Source organism: Leptolyngbya sp. GB1-A1 (assembly GCF_039962475.1).
GTDB lineage: Bacteria > Cyanobacteriota > Cyanobacteriia > Elainellales > Elainellaceae > Leptolyngbya_A.
On the sequence record NZ_JAMPLI010000028.1, the window covers coordinates 47,693 to 63,862 of the forward strand.

Sequence of the window (16,170 nt, forward strand, 5' to 3'; positions counted from 1 at the left end):
TATCGAGGACGATCGCACTCTCACGCTTTGATCCGTTAGTTTGTTCGTCAGAGCTGTTCTCTATTGATTGAAGGTTTAAAAAGGATTGTGACGAACTCCAGAACGCTCTGCTAGCTTCTGATTTTGACAGCTGCCTCAACCTCGATCGAGTAAATCGCTAGGATAAAAAAGGATTGATTCGATTGTCTTTTTCCCATATTCTATGCTTCCCCTCTTTTTTGCCGAACTTCAGCGAAGCTGGCTGCAACTGCGGCGCTATTCTTCAGAAGTGATCGGCGGCATTATTGGTACGACGATAATTTTTTACGGGCTATTTCTCAGCGCAAAGTATATTGCGGGTCCGGCGTTTCAACTTGGCGATCGGCTGGATTCGATCGTGATTGGCTATGTGCTATGGACGCTGATGCTGTTTATTCAGGGCGATATTGCCGGAGGACTTCAGCAAGAGGCACGCACCGGAACACTGGAGCAATTGTTTCTCACCCCCTATGGTGCGTCGCGACTGTTTTTTATCCGTGCGCTTGCCAGCCTGCTGCTGAATCTGGGCATTAACCTGACGATTCTGCTGCTGATTATTGTGATTACGGGCAGTAAGCTTGCCTTTCCGCTGACACTGATTCCGCCGCTGCTGGCAGTGCTGATGGGTGCGTATGGGCTGGCATTTTCGATCGGCTCTCTGGCTTTATTGCTGAAGCAAGTGCAGCAGTTGCTTAGCGTGTTTCAGTTCGCGCTGCTGTTTTTGTTCACCACTCCCGTCGAAACCTGGACAGGGAGTTTGCGCTTTGTGGGCTGGCTCTTGCCGATGGCTCCCGGTGCAGGACTGCTGCGATCGGTGATGGCACGGGGCGAAGGGCTAAACTGGGCAAGTTTAACAATTGCCTTACTCAACGGTGCGCTTTATCTGACGATCGGCTTAACGCTGTTTCGCTGGTCAGAGCGGGAGACAAAGCGGCGGGGAAAACTAGGCGGGTATTGATGTTTTGACCATGACTTTACGATTTTGAAAATTCGCTGATTTGGAGATCTGTCCATCCTCGTCGCACAAGCCCAGCCTCCAGAAACTGAGCACAAAAAAATGAGGGCAATGAATGCCCCCACGCTGAATTTCTAATCAGTTGGTTGCTGATCTAATTGGTTGACGATCAGGTGCTACCCGTGAACACGACATCAGGAAACTTCGCCTGTGCTTCGGCTAAAGGTTGCCGTCTGCCTTCTTCTTGCCAGTAGTTGATCACTTCCGTGGCTTTGTTGAGCAGCTCAATTCGATCGGACTCAGAAATCCAGTGCTTCGCTTCTAGCTCGCCTTTCAACTGCTCCCAGGCATCGTTGCGGGGCCAGAAGAAATAAGAGGTCAGCGGGCTGGTTCCTTTGCCCACGACCTGATCCACTGCAAGCGCAACGTTTTGATCGAGCCAAAGAACTTTCAGAATAAACTTGGACAAAAACACCTCCCGGATCGTTTCGTTGTTCCCATAACTTCTACAATCCTCTATGGTAATCTACAGGTTCCCACGATCGCCATTTGCAAGAGCGACATCGTGCAGTTTAGCTTGAGCAAGGAGTGTATTTTGGTGCAGCCTGCGGGTAGTTCAGCGATCGTGGTGTTTGATATTGATGGTGTAATCCGCGATGTGGGCAACTCTTATCGTCGTGCCCTGGCAGATACAGTCGAGCAGTTTACCCACGGAGCCTATCGACCCAACCAGGCAGATATCGACGCGCTCAAGGCAGAAGGGACGTGGAACAACGATTGGGAAGCCTCTCAAGAGCTGGTGTATCGCTACTTTGAGGCACAAGGAATCGATCGCTCCGCGCAGATCGTGAACTATGAGGCGATCGTGACTTTTTTCCAGAGTCGCTATCGAGGCACTGATCCGGTTCACTGGAATGGCTATATTTGTCACGAACCCTTACTGCTTCAATCCGCCTATCTGCAAGGCTTAACCCAGTCGGGCATTTCTTGGGGATTTTTTAGCGGGGCAACGCGAGGGTCTGCAACGTATGTTCTAGAAAAGCGGCTAGGACTGAAACCGCCAATTCTCGTTGCAATGGAAGATGCACCTGGAAAGCCTGACCCCACTGGATTATTTCAGGCGGTGCGGCAGCTTGAAGTTCGTGACCAGCTCACTGCAAATCTCCCCGTTCTCTACGCCGGGGATACAGTTGCTGATATGCACACCATGAAGCAAGCGCAGATTCAGCAGCCCGATCGATCGTGGATCGGCGTCGGAATTCTGCCACCCCATCTACAGGAACAGTCAGCCGATTATCGCCAGTCCTACAGCCAAAAGCTGACCGAAGCAGGAGCAGCGATCGTTCTACCCAACATTGAGCAGCTCAATCCTGACCAGGTGGCTGAGCTTGTTGGTTCAGCGATTTCCTGAATGCTGCTGGGCAGTTAACCAGCGGACAACAATACGGTGAAGCCACTCTAACCCGACCTGGCTCACCCACTGAGGTGTCGGTAGCTGCCCACCTTCACCAGCCGTCGATTTGGGGTGGGGGATCTTCATAGGGACACTAAAAATCCGCTAACAGGTCTAATTACCAAAATTCTAGGTAGCGGCTTGCGTTAGTGCGATAAATTTCTCATGAAGATCCGTACAACAACAATATAGAAGCTCTCCTTAACCGAAAAACTAATCTGCCTCTGCTTCTTAGAACGACGACAAAAGTCAAGCCTAATGCGGAGTTTCAAGCACAGGCAATGCGCTATTTTGATGGGAAAAATTTCACCGCCATCCTGCACGGTCTTGTATCATAGCTTACCTGAAGGCTAAGTAGATTTGGGTGCAAAAGTGAGTACAAAAGTGAGTACAAAAGTGAGCACGAAAGACGGTCTGAGGACTGAAAGAACGCCCCTTCGCCACGTCAATCCGAGCTGATTCTGTTCCGTTGTGAGCTGCCTCTTGAACTGGCTTTAGACCTTAGTTCCACGTTTTCCACGGACATTCTGGTTTGGGCAAAATATCTCGACGAAATAATTTACGTGTCAGCTCGATGATCGATAAAGGAATGGTAATAAACCAGATAAAAGAGCCAATGCAAACTAGCAGCCAAGAGAGTCGATCGGACTTTGGCGTAGTATGATCAGCCCAAAAAACTCCAAGCAGCGTGATGAAGACAACTAGCGAAACCAGCAGATATACCAAAAGCAGTCGAATCAGCATTACCCTATTTCTCGCCCTGATGGGTTGCTCCTACCAATCGGATTGAGCAAAATAAACTTCTATAAATACAAACAGCCACAACCGTGAACTCGTGCACCTTACCTAATTTTTACTATCATTCCTTCATACTTTATGAAAAATACATATAAAGTTGCAGGAGATTAAGGAGAAGCTTCCCTAAGCTCGAGAATTTGCCAAATCACTGCAATTTTGGTGAGTTGCTACGTGTGATTAAAAAATTCGACGATGGCAGATTATGAGCATCGCAGTACAGTTGCTTTTTGCGAAACCTTTGCTGCCCGAAACGCCTTACTTATCTCATTTCTGAAAGAATCTGTTGCAAAGAATTTATTGCAATGTCAAAAACTTCTCTAGAGCAGCGACCATTGTGGGGGGCCATCGACGAACAGTGGCAACCCAGTCCAAGTCTTTGTAGCGTTTATCTAGCCCAACGGCTGCAACCCAGTTACTTTCTGCTTCGCCCTGTTTTCCCTGAACCCAGAGTACGGCGGTAAGAGCTGCTCGCATATCGGCAAACTGGGGATACTTCCGCACTAGATTTCGCATCTCTCGAATCGCTGCCTCTGTTTCGCCTGTCTGGTAAAGGGCGAGGGCATAGTTTGCCCTGGCAAAGGCATAGTCCGGCACTAAACCAGCTGCTTTTTTGTAATCCTGAACTGCCTGCTCCCATTGCCCCAAACCTGCCTCTGCATTGCCGCGATTATTGTAGGCAGCCGGATCACTTGGGTCTAGCACTAACACACGGTTGTAGTCATCGATCGCCGCTGCGTACTGTCCCAAACCCTCATAAGCCGTACCCCGATTCAGATACGGGTCGGGTGCATCAGGAGCCAGCTCGATCGCCCGATTGTAATCCTGGATGGCGGACTCCAGCTTATTTTGGCTCACTCTAGCATTGCCGCGATTGCTCCAGACAGCAGGCTCGTCGGGGAAAGCTTCAAGGAGCTGAGTCCAGTAGGTTTCTGCGGCGGCAAAGTTCCCCTTGTTTGTGGCAGCAAAGGCTTTTGCTTTCAGATTAGCCAGGGATTCAGCGTTCGCAGGTTCTATGCTGGTAGATTCTACTTGAGCAACGATTAAAGCCAGAGGACTTGCCTGAACCGGGGCAAAATAGCTACACCAGAGGACGATCGACAGCAGAACTGAAAAAAGCAGGTTTCGCATCATGCCCATTATCATGCCAGGGATTGAGTTTTGTGACAAATCCTCTCGCCCCGTAGCTTACTGACTGATCAATTCTCCGCACTCAGCAGCGTTTGCACTAGCTCAAACAGTTCAGCTTCCGATCGCCCCTCAAGTTGCCGATCCTTTAAATCAATTAGCCCATGCGCGAGTTCTGCCGCCCGCTTGCGATACTGCACATGACCGGAAAGCAGATCAGTGAAAATCTCCTGCTCAATTTGCAAACGGCTGGCATCTTCAGCCAAAGGCGAACTGTAAGCCACGTTGTCCACGTCATACTTAAGCAAAAAGATCAGCGCATTGCTAAGTTGCTGAAGCTGTCGTTGCAGTTGGCGCACGTCAAAATCGAGCCGATCGAATCCCACCTCCCCTTCGATCCGCAGTTCCACGATTGGCTGATCGGCTGGGTTCATCTGCTCCTGCTGAATGGCAGTTTGCACCAACGTAATCGCTGCCTGCTCCAGTTCTTCTAGCGTTTCCTGTCCTTTCGTTTTCAATTTCAAACGAACAATCGATCGCTGATAGTAGCCGGTCTTCAGTTCTGCCTGTACGCCGCGATCGCTGATCTCCACCAAATACACGCCGCGCCGAAATCGAGATTCCTCAATATTATTTGCCTCGATCGAGCCAGGGTTAAAAATCCAGCCTTCCTGTTCGTAATTCTTGTGAATGTGTCCCAGTGCCAGGTAATCGACTCCCGCCTGTTTTAAAGGCAGCACATCTGAGTAGCGCAACGCCCCCTGATAGCGGGCAATCTGTCCCTCCATGCCGTGATGCAGCAAAAAAACAGTTTGTCCCGGACTGGGCGGTAAGTCTTGCATTGCCTGACTCATTTGCTCGATCGCCTTCGGAGCAGCCGCGCCGTACCACTGCGACCCCATCACTCGCACGCCGCAGTCCAGGTCAATATAGCCGCCGTAGCCATCTTTCCAGTGCGAATAAAGCGGTTCACCCGCTGCCACGTCTCCCGGCTCCAGCAAAATTAGCAGTTCCCAGTCCGCCAGGTAGCGGAGCCAGTTCGTCCGCGCTCCATAAGGGCGATTATCGTGGTTTCCCTCGATCGCAATAGTCGGAATCCCTGCCTGTTTCAGTTGTCGAAGACAGTGCTGCGCTTGGTTTAGCGTGGCAGGCTGAATGTTACGGTGCTCAAACAAATCACCCGCAATCACCACAAAATCGACTCGTTCTGCGATCGCATATTTTTCGAGGGCATTTTCCAATGCCAGGAAAAAATCCTGGGTTCGCGGTTTGCTGTCGTAGCGATCGAACCCCAGATGAATATCAGCCAGATGCAAAAAACGAGCCATAGTACAAATGGACGCAACTGACGTTATTGTAAGCGGTTCTCTCTAATTCCGTCCAAATCTTCTGTTCTTGCTTGCCCAAGGCAAACTTGGCAGCTTTTGCGGAGGACTGGGACAGCCCTGAAATGGGCATCTACGACACCTTATGACGCAGCCAAATCTAACGATTAGGCAAAATGACGTTGTTTTGGTGAGGTAAATTAAGTAGCGATTGCTAGCGATCGCCCTCCAAGCAACCTCTAAAACAAACACATGCTAAAAAGGGCAGGTGAAAACACTCACCCTGTGAAAGCAGATCCGAGCGCCTTACAGCGAAGAACCAGAAGTCGAAGCCGCCAATTCCTCAAGCTGCTCCTGCTGATCCTGGGAAATGCAGGACTGAATCACAGTCTCCAACTCGCCTTCCAGAATAGCTGTGAGCGTAAAGTTCTGCCCTAGGCGGTGATCAGTCGCACGATTGTCCTTGTAGTTATAGGTGCGGATTTTTTCCGATCGCGATCCCGTTCCGACCTGCGATCGCCGCATCGATGTCACCGCTTCCTGCTGTTCTCGGAGCTTGATTTCGTACAGCTTTGCCCGCAGGATTTGCATGGCTCGCTCTCGGTTTTGAAGCTGCGATCGTTCCTCGGTACAAAAGATTCGGATTCCAGTGGGTTTGTGGAACAGGTCTACCGCCGTTTCAACCTTGTTCACGTTCTGTCCACCTGCACCACCCGATCGCGCCGTTGTCAGTTCAATGTCTTTCGGGTCGATCTCAACTTCCACATCATCTACTTCTGGCATCACCGCCACAGTTGCGGTTGAAGTGTGAACCCGTCCGCCTGCCTCCGTTGCCGGAACGCGCTGGACGCGATGCACCCCCGCCTCATACTTCAGCTTGCTGTAAACCTGATTGCCCTGGATCTCCAGAATCGCTTCCTTGAAGCCGCCCATATCGGCAGGGGATTCGCTCACCAGCTTGACTCGCCAGCGTTGAACGTCCGCGTAGCGTGAATACATTCTCACCAGATCGCCTGCCCAGATGCTTGCCTCATCACCGCCTGTCCCGGCACGAATTTCCAGCATGATGTTCTTGTCATCATTTGGGTCGCGGGGCAGCAGGAGAACCATCAGCTGATGCTCAAGCTGATCAAGCTTTTCAGCCAGTTCTTCTACTTCCATTGTCGCCATTTCCCGCAGTTCAACATCTCCGGCGGCATCTTTTAAGATTTGTCGGGCATCCTCTAGCTCTTGCTGAGTTTGCTTCCACGTTTCAAAGGTGTTAACCGTTTCTTCCAGACCCGATCGCGCCTTCGCCACTTTCTGATATTCACCAGGATCGCGCGCAATGTCAGGGTCAGCCAGCCGCTTCGTTAACTCGTTAAAGGTCTGCTCAACCGACTTTAGTTTTTCTAATAAATAAGACTCAGCCATCGTAGCCTCCACAAGCCTATTGCCTGGATTTCTCGTTCAAATACCTGCTCAAAAAATTAAATTGCAAAAATCGTCCCTGACTTTACTTAGGTGTCAGGGGCGATCGGTAATATAAGCGAATTCCGGCTACTTTTTGTTGTCTTTCTTGTCTTCGGTGCCAGCAGTACTGTCGCTCATGCCGTACTTCCGCAGGAAGCGTTCTACACGACCCTCAGTGTCAATAATCTTCTGAGTTCCGGTATAGTAGGGGTGATTTCCAGACCACACATCAACGTGCAGTTCAGGCTTGGTCGAACCGACGGTCATCACGACTTCGCCGTTACAGTAAACCTTCGCCTCTGGATACCATTGAGGATGAATATCTTTCGCCATGATTCCAAAACCAGTAGAGATGGGCTGCTTTATCTATTTTAACGGCTTCACCTGACAAGCTTCCGCAAGAGGAAGTTAGAAAAGGATTGTTTCCTGAACCGCTTCCTAACCCCAATCCGGGAAGGAACCAGAACCATTACAGACATTCCTTTTACGATCGGAAGTCTTCCTGTATCATAGTCCTCCAGCATTGAGGAATTTAGAAGGCAATGCAAAACCACTAATCCTCTTTCACCCCCCTTCAAGAGGAGGCAGGTCAAGCGAGAGAAGTTATCGCTTCGAGTACTGAGGAGCTTTCCGGGCTTTGTGCAGACCGTACTTCTTCCGTTCCTTCGCACGGGGATCGCGGGTGAGGTAGCCTTCAACCTTCAGGGGCTTTCGGTTTTCCGGGTCAAGCTGGCACAACGCACGAGCCACACCCAGACGGATCGAATCTGCCTGTCCGGTCAATCCGCCACCGCGAACGTTGACCAGAATATCGTATTCAGCTTCCAGTCCCAGCGTTTCCAGCGGAGCCTTTGCCACCGACAGATAGCTGGGGTTGAACTGCAAGTACAGATCGCCCGGCTTGCCGTTGATCAAAAGCTGACCGCTTCCCGGCACCAGGCGAACTCTTGCGACCGAGGATTTCCGCCGACCTGTGCCCAGATACGTGACGCGATCGGCTCTATCAGTAGCTTGCATTATTTATTCTCTCCCGGAATCGTTTTAATGTTCAAAATCTCAGGCTGCTGTGCCTGGTGGGGATGAGTGTTACCCACATACACTTTCAGCTTGGTGAAAAGCTGGCGACCAAGCGAGTTCTTAGGCAGCATTCCTTTTACAGCTTGCTCGATAATCCGTTCGGGAATGCGGTTTTGAAGCTGGTCAAACGTCTCAGTCTTCATGCCGCCCGGGCGACCCGAATGGCGGCGATAGAGTTTTTGCGATCGCTTCTTGCCAGTTACCGCTACTTTTTCCGCGTTGATCACAACAACGTAATCGCCTGTGTCCATATGGGGCGTGTAGGTCGGCTTATTCTTGCCGCGCAGCACCATTGCGATCTCAGTGGCGAGCCGTCCCAGCCGTTGGTCTGCCGCGTCTACGACATACCATTTCTGTTCAAGCGTCTCTTTTGTGGGTAGGTAGGTTTTAGTCATGGGAGATGTGGCTACAGAGGTAAAGTCTTTTTCTCAAGCTGCCCCTGGTCTAAAGCGGCAGGAAAATCTAGAGGAGTCAGTAAATTGAACTGAGGCTGGGTGTCGTACCAAATTTCAGGCGGAAAGGGAAACTCCGGATAGTCAACTCGCAGCAGGCATAAGCCTTGAGGCGGTGCAGCATACCTTACGAGGTCGCGCCTCTGCTCTATCCAGATCTGGGTGAACTCCTGCGGAGACCGATCGCCCTTACCCACCTCAACTAGCATACCGACAAGCAGGCGCACCATGCCATACAAAAAGCCGCTTGCCTGCAATTCGATCTGGATAAACGACCCGCGACGAACACATTCCGCCGCTTGAATATCAACCCAGGAATGGGGACGGCTCGACCCTGCCCGATGAAACGCTGCCAGATGGTGTCGCCCCAGCATTGGCTCCAGCGCAGCCTGCATCAACGTTTCGTCTAGTGCGCCCAGGTAGTAGTGCCAGGCAAACGGACGCACAAACAGATTCGGACGGGTTTCAGTGTAGATTGTGTAGCGGTAGCGTCTCCAGCTTGCCGAGAAGCGGGCGTGCCAGTGAGGAGGGACGATCGCCGAAGCTCGGATCGAGATATCAGCAGGCAAACGATGGTTCAAAATGTCTGCCCAACGATACCCCGGAATCCGCACAGGAGCATCAAAATGAGCCACCTGAGCCGCCGCATGAACACCGGAATCAGTTCGTCCCGCCCCATGCACGACCACTGGGAAACCCAGCACATCTCGAATCGTGTCCTCTAGCACTTCCTGCACCGATCGGTGGTTTGGCTGCCGCTGCCACCCATGAAAATGGGTTCCCAGGTATTGAATCACTAGGGCAACTCTGTGCCGATCGTCCCCAGAAAAATCCGTTTTCGATCCAGCTTTGGAGGAAGGCAACTCGCTAGAAGACATGAGGCGATCAGGTAAGCGCAATTAGGTGAGTTCGATAATTGCCATTTCGGCGTTATCGCCTCTGCGGTTAACCGTGGTAACGATACGGGTGTAACCGCCATTGCGATCGCCGTAACGCTCCTTCACCTGCTCAAACATTCGGTGGACGAGCTGCTTATCGTACATATAGCCCAGAGCTTTACGACGAGCGGCAAGCGATCCATCCTTTGCCAGAGAGATCATGCGCTCTGCTTCGCTACGAACAGCCTTTGCTCGGATCTTTGTCGTAGTAATGCGACCATGACGAATCAGCTCGGTGGTTAATGCCCGAAGGAGAGCCTTTCGCTGGTCGGCTGGCTTGCCCAACTGAGGGACTTGACAACGGTGACGCATAGTTAACAGATAGCGGTAGTTGATGAACTAAATAATGAACTAAATGAAAAACTGAATGAATTCCAGAACCTAAGTTGGTCTGGAGGATTTATCGTGCGGTAGCGTGATGCCCAGCCGATCCTGAAGTGCCTGAATCACCTCTTCAGCAGACTTCGCCCCGAAGTTTTTGATTTCAAGCAGGTCTTCCTGGGTGTAATCGAGCAGATCGGCAACCGAGTTGATTTGTGCTCGCTTCAAGCAGTTATAGGCGCGAACCGAAAGCTGGAGCTCCTCGATCGGAATCTGGTTTGCCGGATCTTCGACGCTATCATCCATATCGTCGATCGGCGCAAAGTCAATTTCCCGCAGGGGGTTAAAGAGTTCAACCAAGATATTTGATGCCTGGCTCAACGCTTCCTGAGGGGTAAAGCTGCCGTTTGTCCAGATCTCCATCAGCAGGCGATCTTTCTCCAGCGAGCCATCCGCTCTGACGCTTTCAATGGTGTAGTTGACCTTCCGTACAGGCATAAACACCGAGTCGATTTGCAGAAAATCCAGGGCAGTATTCTCGTCCCGTCCCCGCTCGATCGCCCGATAGCCTACACCCTTCTCAATGCGAAACTCCATCTCAAAGGTTGCCCCCGGAGCCAGAGTTGCAACGTATTGGTCAGGGTTGATCACCTCGGCTTCTGAGGGAAGCTCGAAGTAGGAAGCCGTTACCGTGGTGGGTCCTTCAACCCGCACCCGACCGATTTGCGGTTGGGTCGAGTAGCTTTTTAGTACGATTTCCTTCATGTTCAGCAGGATATCCAGGACATCCTCCTTCACGCCGGGAACCGTCATAAACTCATGCGTTACTCCAGCAATTCGCACCGCCGTAATTGCTGCGCCCTCCAGGTTTGACAGAAGCACACGCCGCAAAGCGTTTCCAACTGTAATCCCCTGACCTCTTTCCAGAGGTCCAATCACAAACTTGCTGTATGAGCTGCGATCGTCCTGAATAGCAGACTCAACGCACTCAACCTGAAACTGTGCCACAATCCAACCTCCCTTCTCCTTGTGCTGAGGGAAACCTGCTATCCCAACTGGCTTCCCGTGCCCTCACTCGCCCAACTCGCCCAAACTTTGGTAAAAATCTTCGGTAGAAATCCAATGAATTTCTATACGCGACGACGCTTCGGAGGACGGCAGCCGTTGTGCGGAATCGGAGTTACATCTCGAATGAGGGTAATTTCCAGCCCCGCTCCCTGAAGTGCCCGAATCGCAGTTTCCCGACCCGATCCCGGCCCACTCACCATTACTTCGATCTGGCGCATTCCCTGATCCACTGCCCGACGACCCGCACTTTCAGCTGCCGTCTGAGCTGCGAACGGAGTTCCCTTCTTTGCACCCTTGAAGCCACTAGAGCCAGAAGATGCCCAGGAAATCGCTTCGCCACCGTTGTCGGTAATCGTGACGATCGTGTTGTTAAACGTGGACTGAATATGGGCAACGCCGCTTGGAACGTTGCGCTTTTGCTTTTTAGGTCCAGTCTTTTTTTGAGGTTGTTTTGCCATGCTACCTGCCTGTCCTTATGATTTAGCCATAGAAAGCATTTATGACGCAGAAACGAGAGCCAGCTTGCAGTAAGGTAATTGCCCTTCTTACACTGTCCTTCCGGGCTGCGGCTAAACAGCACAAGAAGGGGCGATCGGAAGAAGCACTTCTCCACCCCAGCAATTCGCCACCCGTGTTTACTTCTTAGGAGCCTTCTTCTTACCTGCAACGGTACGACGACCACCACGGCGCGTCCGGGCATTGGTTCTCGTCCGCTGACCCCGCACGGGCAGCCCCAAGCGGTGACGACGACCCCGATAGGTTCCGATGTCCATCAATCGCTTGATGTTCAGACCTTCAAGCCGTCGCAGGTCACCTTCAACCTGATAATCGCCCTCAACCGTTTCCCGCAGGGAAGCCACGTCGGCATCGGAAAGATCCCGAATGCGAGTGTCTGGATTCACGCCAGTTTTGGCAAGGATTTCTTTTGAGCGGGTCAGCCCAATTCCATAGATATAGGTCAGACCAATTTCAACACGCTTTTCACGTGGAAGGTCTACTCCGGCAATTCGTGCCACGGTTCAATTCTCCAATCTTGTCTGTAACGATCGCGCTTTTAGATAACCACAAACCACTAATGAAGGGAAGCCAAATTGGATCTAATCCAACTGAAATTGAGCTAGATTACTAGCATTATCCCTGGCGTTGCTTGTGCTTCGGATTTGCACAAATTACCATGACTCTGCCGCGACGACGGATGACGCGGCACTTTTCACACATACGACGAACGGATGCCCGGACTTTCATGTCCCAAAAATCTGAAGACTACAAAAATGACATCCTATCAAATTAAAAGGATTTTGTCAATAAAATGCTTCTGCAATTGCAGAAGCCAAAAAATTTTATCTCGCTAAAACTCGCTGCGACTCTACTTCTTTCGCAGTCGATAGGTAATTCTGCCCTTCGTCAGGTCATAGGGAGTCAACTCAACCTTCACCCGATCGCCTGGCAGAATCTTAATATAGTTCCGTCTGATCTTGCCTGAGATGTGCGCCAGGACGTTAAAACCGTTATCTAAATCCACCCGAAACATCGCGTTGGGCAATGAGTCGGTGACTGTACCTTCCATCTCGATTAGGTCTTGCTTAGACAATGAGCCTTCCTCTGTTCTAAATCAACAGTTAACAGTTATTAGGTTTATTCGATCGAGGTTAGTGCCAGGGTCAGCCCAATGTCTCGCTTCTCGCCGATCGACATCGCTACCACCAAAACACCAACGCAGCAAAATAAGAGAGCTCAATCGCTCCTCTTCTAGGCTAACAAATCTTCACGCAGTTGGATCAATCTTCAGGTTAATCCAAACACCCGTGTAGAGAATAACTTACTTTAATAGGAGAACGTTTGCACCTATAAAACTTCTATACGCCAGCCTTCAACACCTGCTCAGCCATAACCTTTATATTAGGCAAGGTTGGAGAGACGAGGTTCTAATTACCCCGAAGCTGCTGAATTTCATACTCGCCATCCACTCGCGTACAAATCGAGAGCGTGGGTTATTTGGGCTTGCCGATGTATCGAGTGCCCGCTAACCCTGCATAGTCTACGATCCAGTATTCAGGAATGCCTAAAACTGCATAATCCTTAACCTTCCGGGTGTAGTCATTCTGCCAATTGCAACTCACCGCTTCTGCCACAAATTTAATGGAGCTGCCCAGCGTCAGAATGGATTGGTCAGACCAAAGCAGTTCTTGGGTTAGCTCGGAGAGAATCGCCTCCACCAAATATCCTCATGGTTCTGGAGGAATCTGCGATTTCAGTTCTTTAATCAAAGGTGGTATCTCAAACTGAACCACATCCCAAACAATGTTGAGGTTGACATCATTATATTCATGCACCAATCGATTTCGCATTCCGTTGATTTCTTGCCAAGAGATGTTCGGTAATGCCTGTTGGGTCGCGTTTGAAACTCGTCTTGCGGCTTCAGCAATGACCAATAATCGTCGAATCACTGAATCTTGAAGCTGCACGTTTGCAACGAACTCATCTTTCGAGCTTTGAGCAGTGTAAGCCAGGATCAGTTCTGCGGATTGCAGCATATCAAGCAGAAATTGAAGATCCCGTTGCATAAATTACCTGGGCAGAGGAAAGGATTTCGTAACGACGTAAGTAGTTGCGGCTGGTTTCAATCCCCTGACGGGTAATCAGGTCAACTTCTCGACAAAAAATGGTTTGTAACTCTGCTTCCATCAAGTCTAAGGTACGGAAAGTAGGGTGAGCATCTGGATGGAATTGCACCATTACATCAATATCGCTGTCGGGTCGGAAGTCATTGCGCACGACAGAGCCAAACAGGGCGAGTTCCGTGACCTGCCATTTGTGACAAAACTCAGCAATTTTCTCCATTGGTAGTTCGATCGCCCTAATCGTCATGTCAGTTCTACCCCCAAGGCTTCTAACTGCTGATTTATCCGGGTTACTGCCGTCGCTTCATCAGTTCCGATTGCCCGTTCTACTCCTGTTTTAGCAATTTCTAACAGTTGTTTCGACTGCGCCCGCTTTTGGTGAGAGGCTTCAACCTTGCTTCTAATTTTTTGTTGGACGGAATCAGGCGCTTCCCAAACTAAAAATTAAGCAATTTCGTTGGGATATAGCTCAATCAGCTCGGATGACCCTTTGAAATGCTTTTCAACCAATAGCTTGCCAATAATGCTATTAAGGTAAATCGACAGGTAAACCGGATTCGAGTAAATCAGTTCTCAAAATCGTGACATGGTTATCTGGTAAAGCTTCTTGCTCGTAAAGGTAAGGCGCACACCGTCCAACGATTGAGATGACCGGACGGAGATAACCTGTGCAACTTAATGGATAGCTCATACTCCGTTCCGGTTCAGCGATTTGTTATATACCTCCTTCCCGGAGCCACGCTCTTGCGCTAAATCCCCTAACCGCATATGCAACAAAGGGAACGGCTTGCCCATGCTATCCAACTCCGAACGCCCTTCCACTTCAAACCCCATTCGCAGATAAAACCCTACTGCCTGCTCATTTTGCTCGTTCACATCAACTTTTGTAGCACCAAGTGTCCTGACAGCATATTTAAGCAGCTGGCATCCAATTCCCTTTCCACGCCATGATGGGTCAATGAACAACATCTCGACTTTGCTCTCAACCACGCCGATGAAGCCAACAACTTGACCTTGGTCATTTCGCACGCAGTCCAACTTTGCCACGTGGGGAAGCGCATCGAGCACTAGCGGTTTGAATAACTGAATGTCTGCTTCTGAGAGAAAATAGTGTGTTGCGCGCACAGAGGCTTCCCACACTTCAACTACTCGCCGAAAGTCTGCGGAAGATACTGGGGAAATTCCTTCTTGCAGTTGCATCATTCTCTAAGCTCTTGTCTTCTTTGGCAACATGTAAATTCTGGCCCTATAACGTTCCTGGTCAGCGGTTGCCAGCGTCTTTGAAACTCGGCAGGTGACTTGAGCAAATCCGCTGCACCAGGGTTGTTAGACCTCGTTTTAGATTTCAATCATCCTCAAGTTCCGCCTGACGATCAACATGGCGTTCCAGGTCTTCAAGAGTCTCCCATTCATTGATAACCGCTCCATCTTTGTCGCGTACTTGTAGTTTGGCACCGCCTTTGTAGGCCATGATAATTTGATACATGATATCGATGCTGTCGGCGACGGACTTCTGCGGGTCAATTCCGTATTTGTCCTTGAAGCGTTCGAGTTGTGCAGCGAATTGACCAAACGCAGTGACGGTGCGCCCACTAGAAGGATCTGGTTTGAATTCGCCTTTTGGCAACATCAGAACTCCGAATTCGGGTTCATATTCAATATTGACCCCCCATTGTTTGCGCAGTTCATCGATCAATATGTTTGCACCTTCTTTCTGCGCCTCGAAGCGTTGAAACCTATTCTTGGTTCGATTTCTGAGTCGCTGAAGCCCTTCGGCATTGAGCAGATTGTCGGTTGGTACCTGTACTGAAATCGACTTCCTCGGTTTGCTTGAATCTTCTATGGAGTCAAGGAAAGTTTGAATGACCTCCCAGTAGGTTATTTCAGTGCTTGCATCGTAAATGGCGAGAACGACGGGCTCCCAAAAACGATTCCAATGTTCGATGTGCGTAGATCGGATTGGGAATGAGATGTTTTTCCCATCCTTCGCAAGGTAGCGTTCCAGATTGTCTGTTCCCTTAGATTGAATTAAGAATGACCAGGGCGTGGCGGTTCCGTTATCGAAAATCCGAATAAGGACATCCTCTCCATAGTCTTGGTTGAGATCTTCAGACGACCAACCGGCTCTTGCAAACACCTGATGAAGTTGCGCGCGAGCAAGGTCTTCGATGATGTGTTCTCGTGGTCGCTTGGGCATGTCAGGAATTGTTCCAGAGGTCTAACTATGTTCTAGAGGTCTAACTACTGATTGGGCTGAACTCGTTCGGGCTATCTACCCTGTAGAGGCAATTAGGCTGAATGAATTCCGTCTAATCGCTCCAATTGGACATTAGCCCGACAAATTTTCCGCATAATCCCCTGATTCCAGGCATTAGCCCGAATCCTGAGAGCGTTTCTTCGGTCTGTTTTTGCCTTCCATTCCGCCTAATACGAAATCCGGCTAAGCAGTAACACTATAAAATAGGAGCATGGCACGTACACTGACACTGGAAAAACATCTCAGTAGTGAGGAACTCAAAACTCGCTATCAAACCAGCACTGACCCAATTGAATCACGGCGTTGGCAC

Annotated in this window: 24 protein-coding genes and 1 pseudogene; 3 read left to right on the plus strand and 22 right to left on the minus strand. The window is 50.2% G+C overall.

The genetic code is table 11. From position 1 onward, the window contains the following. Nucleotides 1-202 precede the first annotated feature (202 nt). The gene (locus NDI45_RS21300; RefSeq protein WP_190794694.1) at nucleotides 203-976 is read left to right on the plus strand and encodes an ABC transporter permease; all 774 of its coding nucleotides are present in this window, start codon (nucleotides 203-205) and stop codon (nucleotides 974-976) included. Between the two features lie 166 nt (nucleotides 977-1,142). On the opposite strand, the gene NDI45_RS21305 is transcribed toward NDI45_RS21300, so the two are convergent. Further along, the gene (locus NDI45_RS21305; protein WP_190794695.1) at nucleotides 1,143-1,448 is read right to left on the minus strand and encodes a 30S ribosomal protein PSRP-3; all 306 of its coding nucleotides are present in this window, start codon (nucleotides 1,446-1,448) and stop codon (nucleotides 1,143-1,145) included. A 90-nt stretch (nucleotides 1,449-1,538) separates the two neighbouring features. On the opposite strand from NDI45_RS21305, the gene NDI45_RS21310 reads away from it, so the two are divergent. Further along, nucleotides 1,539-2,384: a TIGR01548 family HAD-type hydrolase gene (locus NDI45_RS21310; protein ID WP_348248620.1), complete on the plus strand. Its 846-nt coding sequence runs from the start codon at nucleotides 1,539-1,541 to the stop codon at nucleotides 2,382-2,384. Here the strand turns inward: NDI45_RS21310 and NDI45_RS21315 are convergent. From NDI45_RS21315 to rpsK, 12 genes are all read right to left on the minus strand, one after another. Continuing rightward, nucleotides 2,370-2,513: a hypothetical protein gene (locus NDI45_RS21315; RefSeq protein ID WP_190794696.1), complete on the minus strand. Its 144-nt coding sequence runs from the start codon at nucleotides 2,511-2,513 to the stop codon at nucleotides 2,370-2,372. The two genes, NDI45_RS21310 and NDI45_RS21315, sit on opposite strands and share 15 nt — an antisense overlap. Nucleotides 2,514-2,927: 414 nt before the next feature. After that, on the minus strand, nucleotides 2,928-3,170 hold the full coding sequence (locus tag NDI45_RS21320) for a hypothetical protein (protein WP_190794697.1): 243 nt from the start codon (nucleotides 3,168-3,170) through the stop codon (nucleotides 2,928-2,930). Nucleotides 3,171-3,518: 348 nt separating this feature from the next. Next, nucleotides 3,519-4,355: a tetratricopeptide repeat protein gene (locus NDI45_RS21325; protein ID WP_190794698.1), complete on the minus strand. Its 837-nt coding sequence runs from the start codon at nucleotides 4,353-4,355 to the stop codon at nucleotides 3,519-3,521. Between the two features lie 65 nt (nucleotides 4,356-4,420). Then, nucleotides 4,421-5,677: a DNA repair exonuclease gene (locus NDI45_RS21330; RefSeq protein ID WP_190794699.1), complete on the minus strand. Its 1,257-nt coding sequence runs from the start codon at nucleotides 5,675-5,677 to the stop codon at nucleotides 4,421-4,423. Nucleotides 5,678-5,980: 303 nt separating this feature from the next. Then, a complete protein-coding gene (gene prfA / locus NDI45_RS21335; RefSeq protein WP_190794049.1) occupies nucleotides 5,981-7,087 on the minus strand; it encodes a peptide chain release factor 1 in 1,107 nt (368 codons plus the stop codon). A gap of 126 nt (nucleotides 7,088-7,213) precedes the next feature. Continuing rightward, nucleotides 7,214-7,459 (minus strand): 50S ribosomal protein L31, encoded by a 246-nt coding sequence (gene rpmE / locus NDI45_RS21340; RefSeq protein ID WP_190794050.1) that lies wholly within the window; start codon nucleotides 7,457-7,459, stop codon nucleotides 7,214-7,216. A gap of 270 nt (nucleotides 7,460-7,729) precedes the next feature. Continuing rightward, nucleotides 7,730-8,143, minus strand: coding sequence for a 30S ribosomal protein S9 (gene rpsI, locus NDI45_RS21345; RefSeq protein ID WP_190794051.1), 414 nt, complete (start codon nucleotides 8,141-8,143; stop codon nucleotides 7,730-7,732). Beyond that, on the minus strand, nucleotides 8,143-8,598 hold the full coding sequence (rplM, locus tag NDI45_RS21350) for a 50S ribosomal protein L13 (protein ID WP_190794052.1): 456 nt from the start codon (nucleotides 8,596-8,598) through the stop codon (nucleotides 8,143-8,145). Before rplM ends, rpsI begins: the two co-directional genes overlap by 1 nt. Nucleotides 8,599-8,609: 11 nt before the next feature. Continuing rightward, on the minus strand, nucleotides 8,610-9,533 hold the full coding sequence (gene truA, locus NDI45_RS21355; RefSeq protein WP_190794053.1) for a tRNA pseudouridine(38-40) synthase TruA: 924 nt from the start codon (nucleotides 9,531-9,533) through the stop codon (nucleotides 8,610-8,612). Between the two features lie 21 nt (nucleotides 9,534-9,554). Then, nucleotides 9,555-9,905 (minus strand): 50S ribosomal protein L17, encoded by a 351-nt coding sequence (gene rplQ, locus NDI45_RS21360; RefSeq protein WP_190794054.1) that lies wholly within the window; start codon nucleotides 9,903-9,905, stop codon nucleotides 9,555-9,557. A gap of 69 nt (nucleotides 9,906-9,974) precedes the next feature. Continuing rightward, on the minus strand, nucleotides 9,975-10,922 hold the full coding sequence (locus tag NDI45_RS21365; protein ID WP_190794055.1) for a DNA-directed RNA polymerase subunit alpha: 948 nt from the start codon (nucleotides 10,920-10,922) through the stop codon (nucleotides 9,975-9,977). Nucleotides 10,923-11,044: 122 nt separating this feature from the next. Then, nucleotides 11,045-11,440: a 30S ribosomal protein S11 gene (gene rpsK, locus NDI45_RS21370; RefSeq protein WP_190794056.1), complete on the minus strand. Its 396-nt coding sequence runs from the start codon at nucleotides 11,438-11,440 to the stop codon at nucleotides 11,045-11,047. Nucleotides 11,441-11,481: 41 nt separating this feature from the next. Here rpsK and NDI45_RS21375 point away from each other — a divergent pair, with 41 nt between their 5' ends. Next, complete coding sequence (locus NDI45_RS21375; RefSeq protein WP_348248622.1) at nucleotides 11,482-11,628, plus strand: hypothetical protein; 147 nt, start codon at nucleotides 11,482-11,484, stop codon at nucleotides 11,626-11,628. Here the strand turns inward: NDI45_RS21375 and rpsM are convergent. The 9 genes and pseudogenes from rpsM to NDI45_RS21420 form a co-directional block, all read right to left on the minus strand. Then, entirely contained in the window at nucleotides 11,618-11,998 is a 381-nt protein-coding gene (gene rpsM, locus NDI45_RS21380; RefSeq protein ID WP_190794057.1) for a 30S ribosomal protein S13, read from the minus strand. The genes NDI45_RS21375 and rpsM overlap by 11 nt on opposite strands. Nucleotides 11,999-12,113: 115 nt before the next feature. Continuing rightward, a complete protein-coding gene (gene rpmJ / locus NDI45_RS21385) occupies nucleotides 12,114-12,227 on the minus strand; it encodes a 50S ribosomal protein L36 (protein ID WP_190794058.1) in 114 nt (37 codons plus the stop codon). Nucleotides 12,228-12,348: 121 nt separating this feature from the next. Beyond that, nucleotides 12,349-12,573 carry a translation initiation factor IF-1 gene (gene infA / locus NDI45_RS21390; RefSeq protein ID WP_036002386.1) on the minus strand — a complete coding sequence of 75 codons (225 nt, stop codon included), beginning with the start codon at nucleotides 12,571-12,573 and terminating at the stop codon, nucleotides 12,349-12,351. Between the two features lie 265 nt (nucleotides 12,574-12,838). Continuing rightward, nucleotides 12,839-13,180: pseudogene (locus NDI45_RS21395) on the minus strand (Uma2 family endonuclease); the annotation flags it as partial. A 27-nt stretch (nucleotides 13,181-13,207) separates the two neighbouring features. Continuing rightward, nucleotides 13,208-13,546 (minus strand): DUF86 domain-containing protein, encoded by a 339-nt coding sequence (locus tag NDI45_RS21400; RefSeq protein WP_190794059.1) that lies wholly within the window; start codon nucleotides 13,544-13,546, stop codon nucleotides 13,208-13,210. Further along, a complete protein-coding gene (locus tag NDI45_RS21405) occupies nucleotides 13,518-13,850 on the minus strand; it encodes a nucleotidyltransferase family protein (protein WP_190794060.1) in 333 nt (110 codons plus the stop codon). The genes NDI45_RS21400 and NDI45_RS21405 overlap by 29 nt, the downstream gene beginning before the upstream one ends. A gap of 282 nt (nucleotides 13,851-14,132) precedes the next feature. Next, on the minus strand, nucleotides 14,133-14,294 hold the full coding sequence (locus tag NDI45_RS21410) for a hypothetical protein (protein ID WP_190794061.1): 162 nt from the start codon (nucleotides 14,292-14,294) through the stop codon (nucleotides 14,133-14,135). Beyond that, nucleotides 14,291-14,806, minus strand: coding sequence for an acetyltransferase (locus NDI45_RS21415; RefSeq protein WP_199296798.1), 516 nt, complete (start codon nucleotides 14,804-14,806; stop codon nucleotides 14,291-14,293). The genes NDI45_RS21410 and NDI45_RS21415 overlap by 4 nt, the downstream gene beginning before the upstream one ends. Before the next feature lie 142 nt (nucleotides 14,807-14,948). Beyond that, on the minus strand, nucleotides 14,949-15,800 hold the full coding sequence (locus NDI45_RS21420) for a DUF4365 domain-containing protein (protein WP_348248623.1): 852 nt from the start codon (nucleotides 15,798-15,800) through the stop codon (nucleotides 14,949-14,951). Nucleotides 15,801-16,170 lie beyond the last annotated feature (370 nt).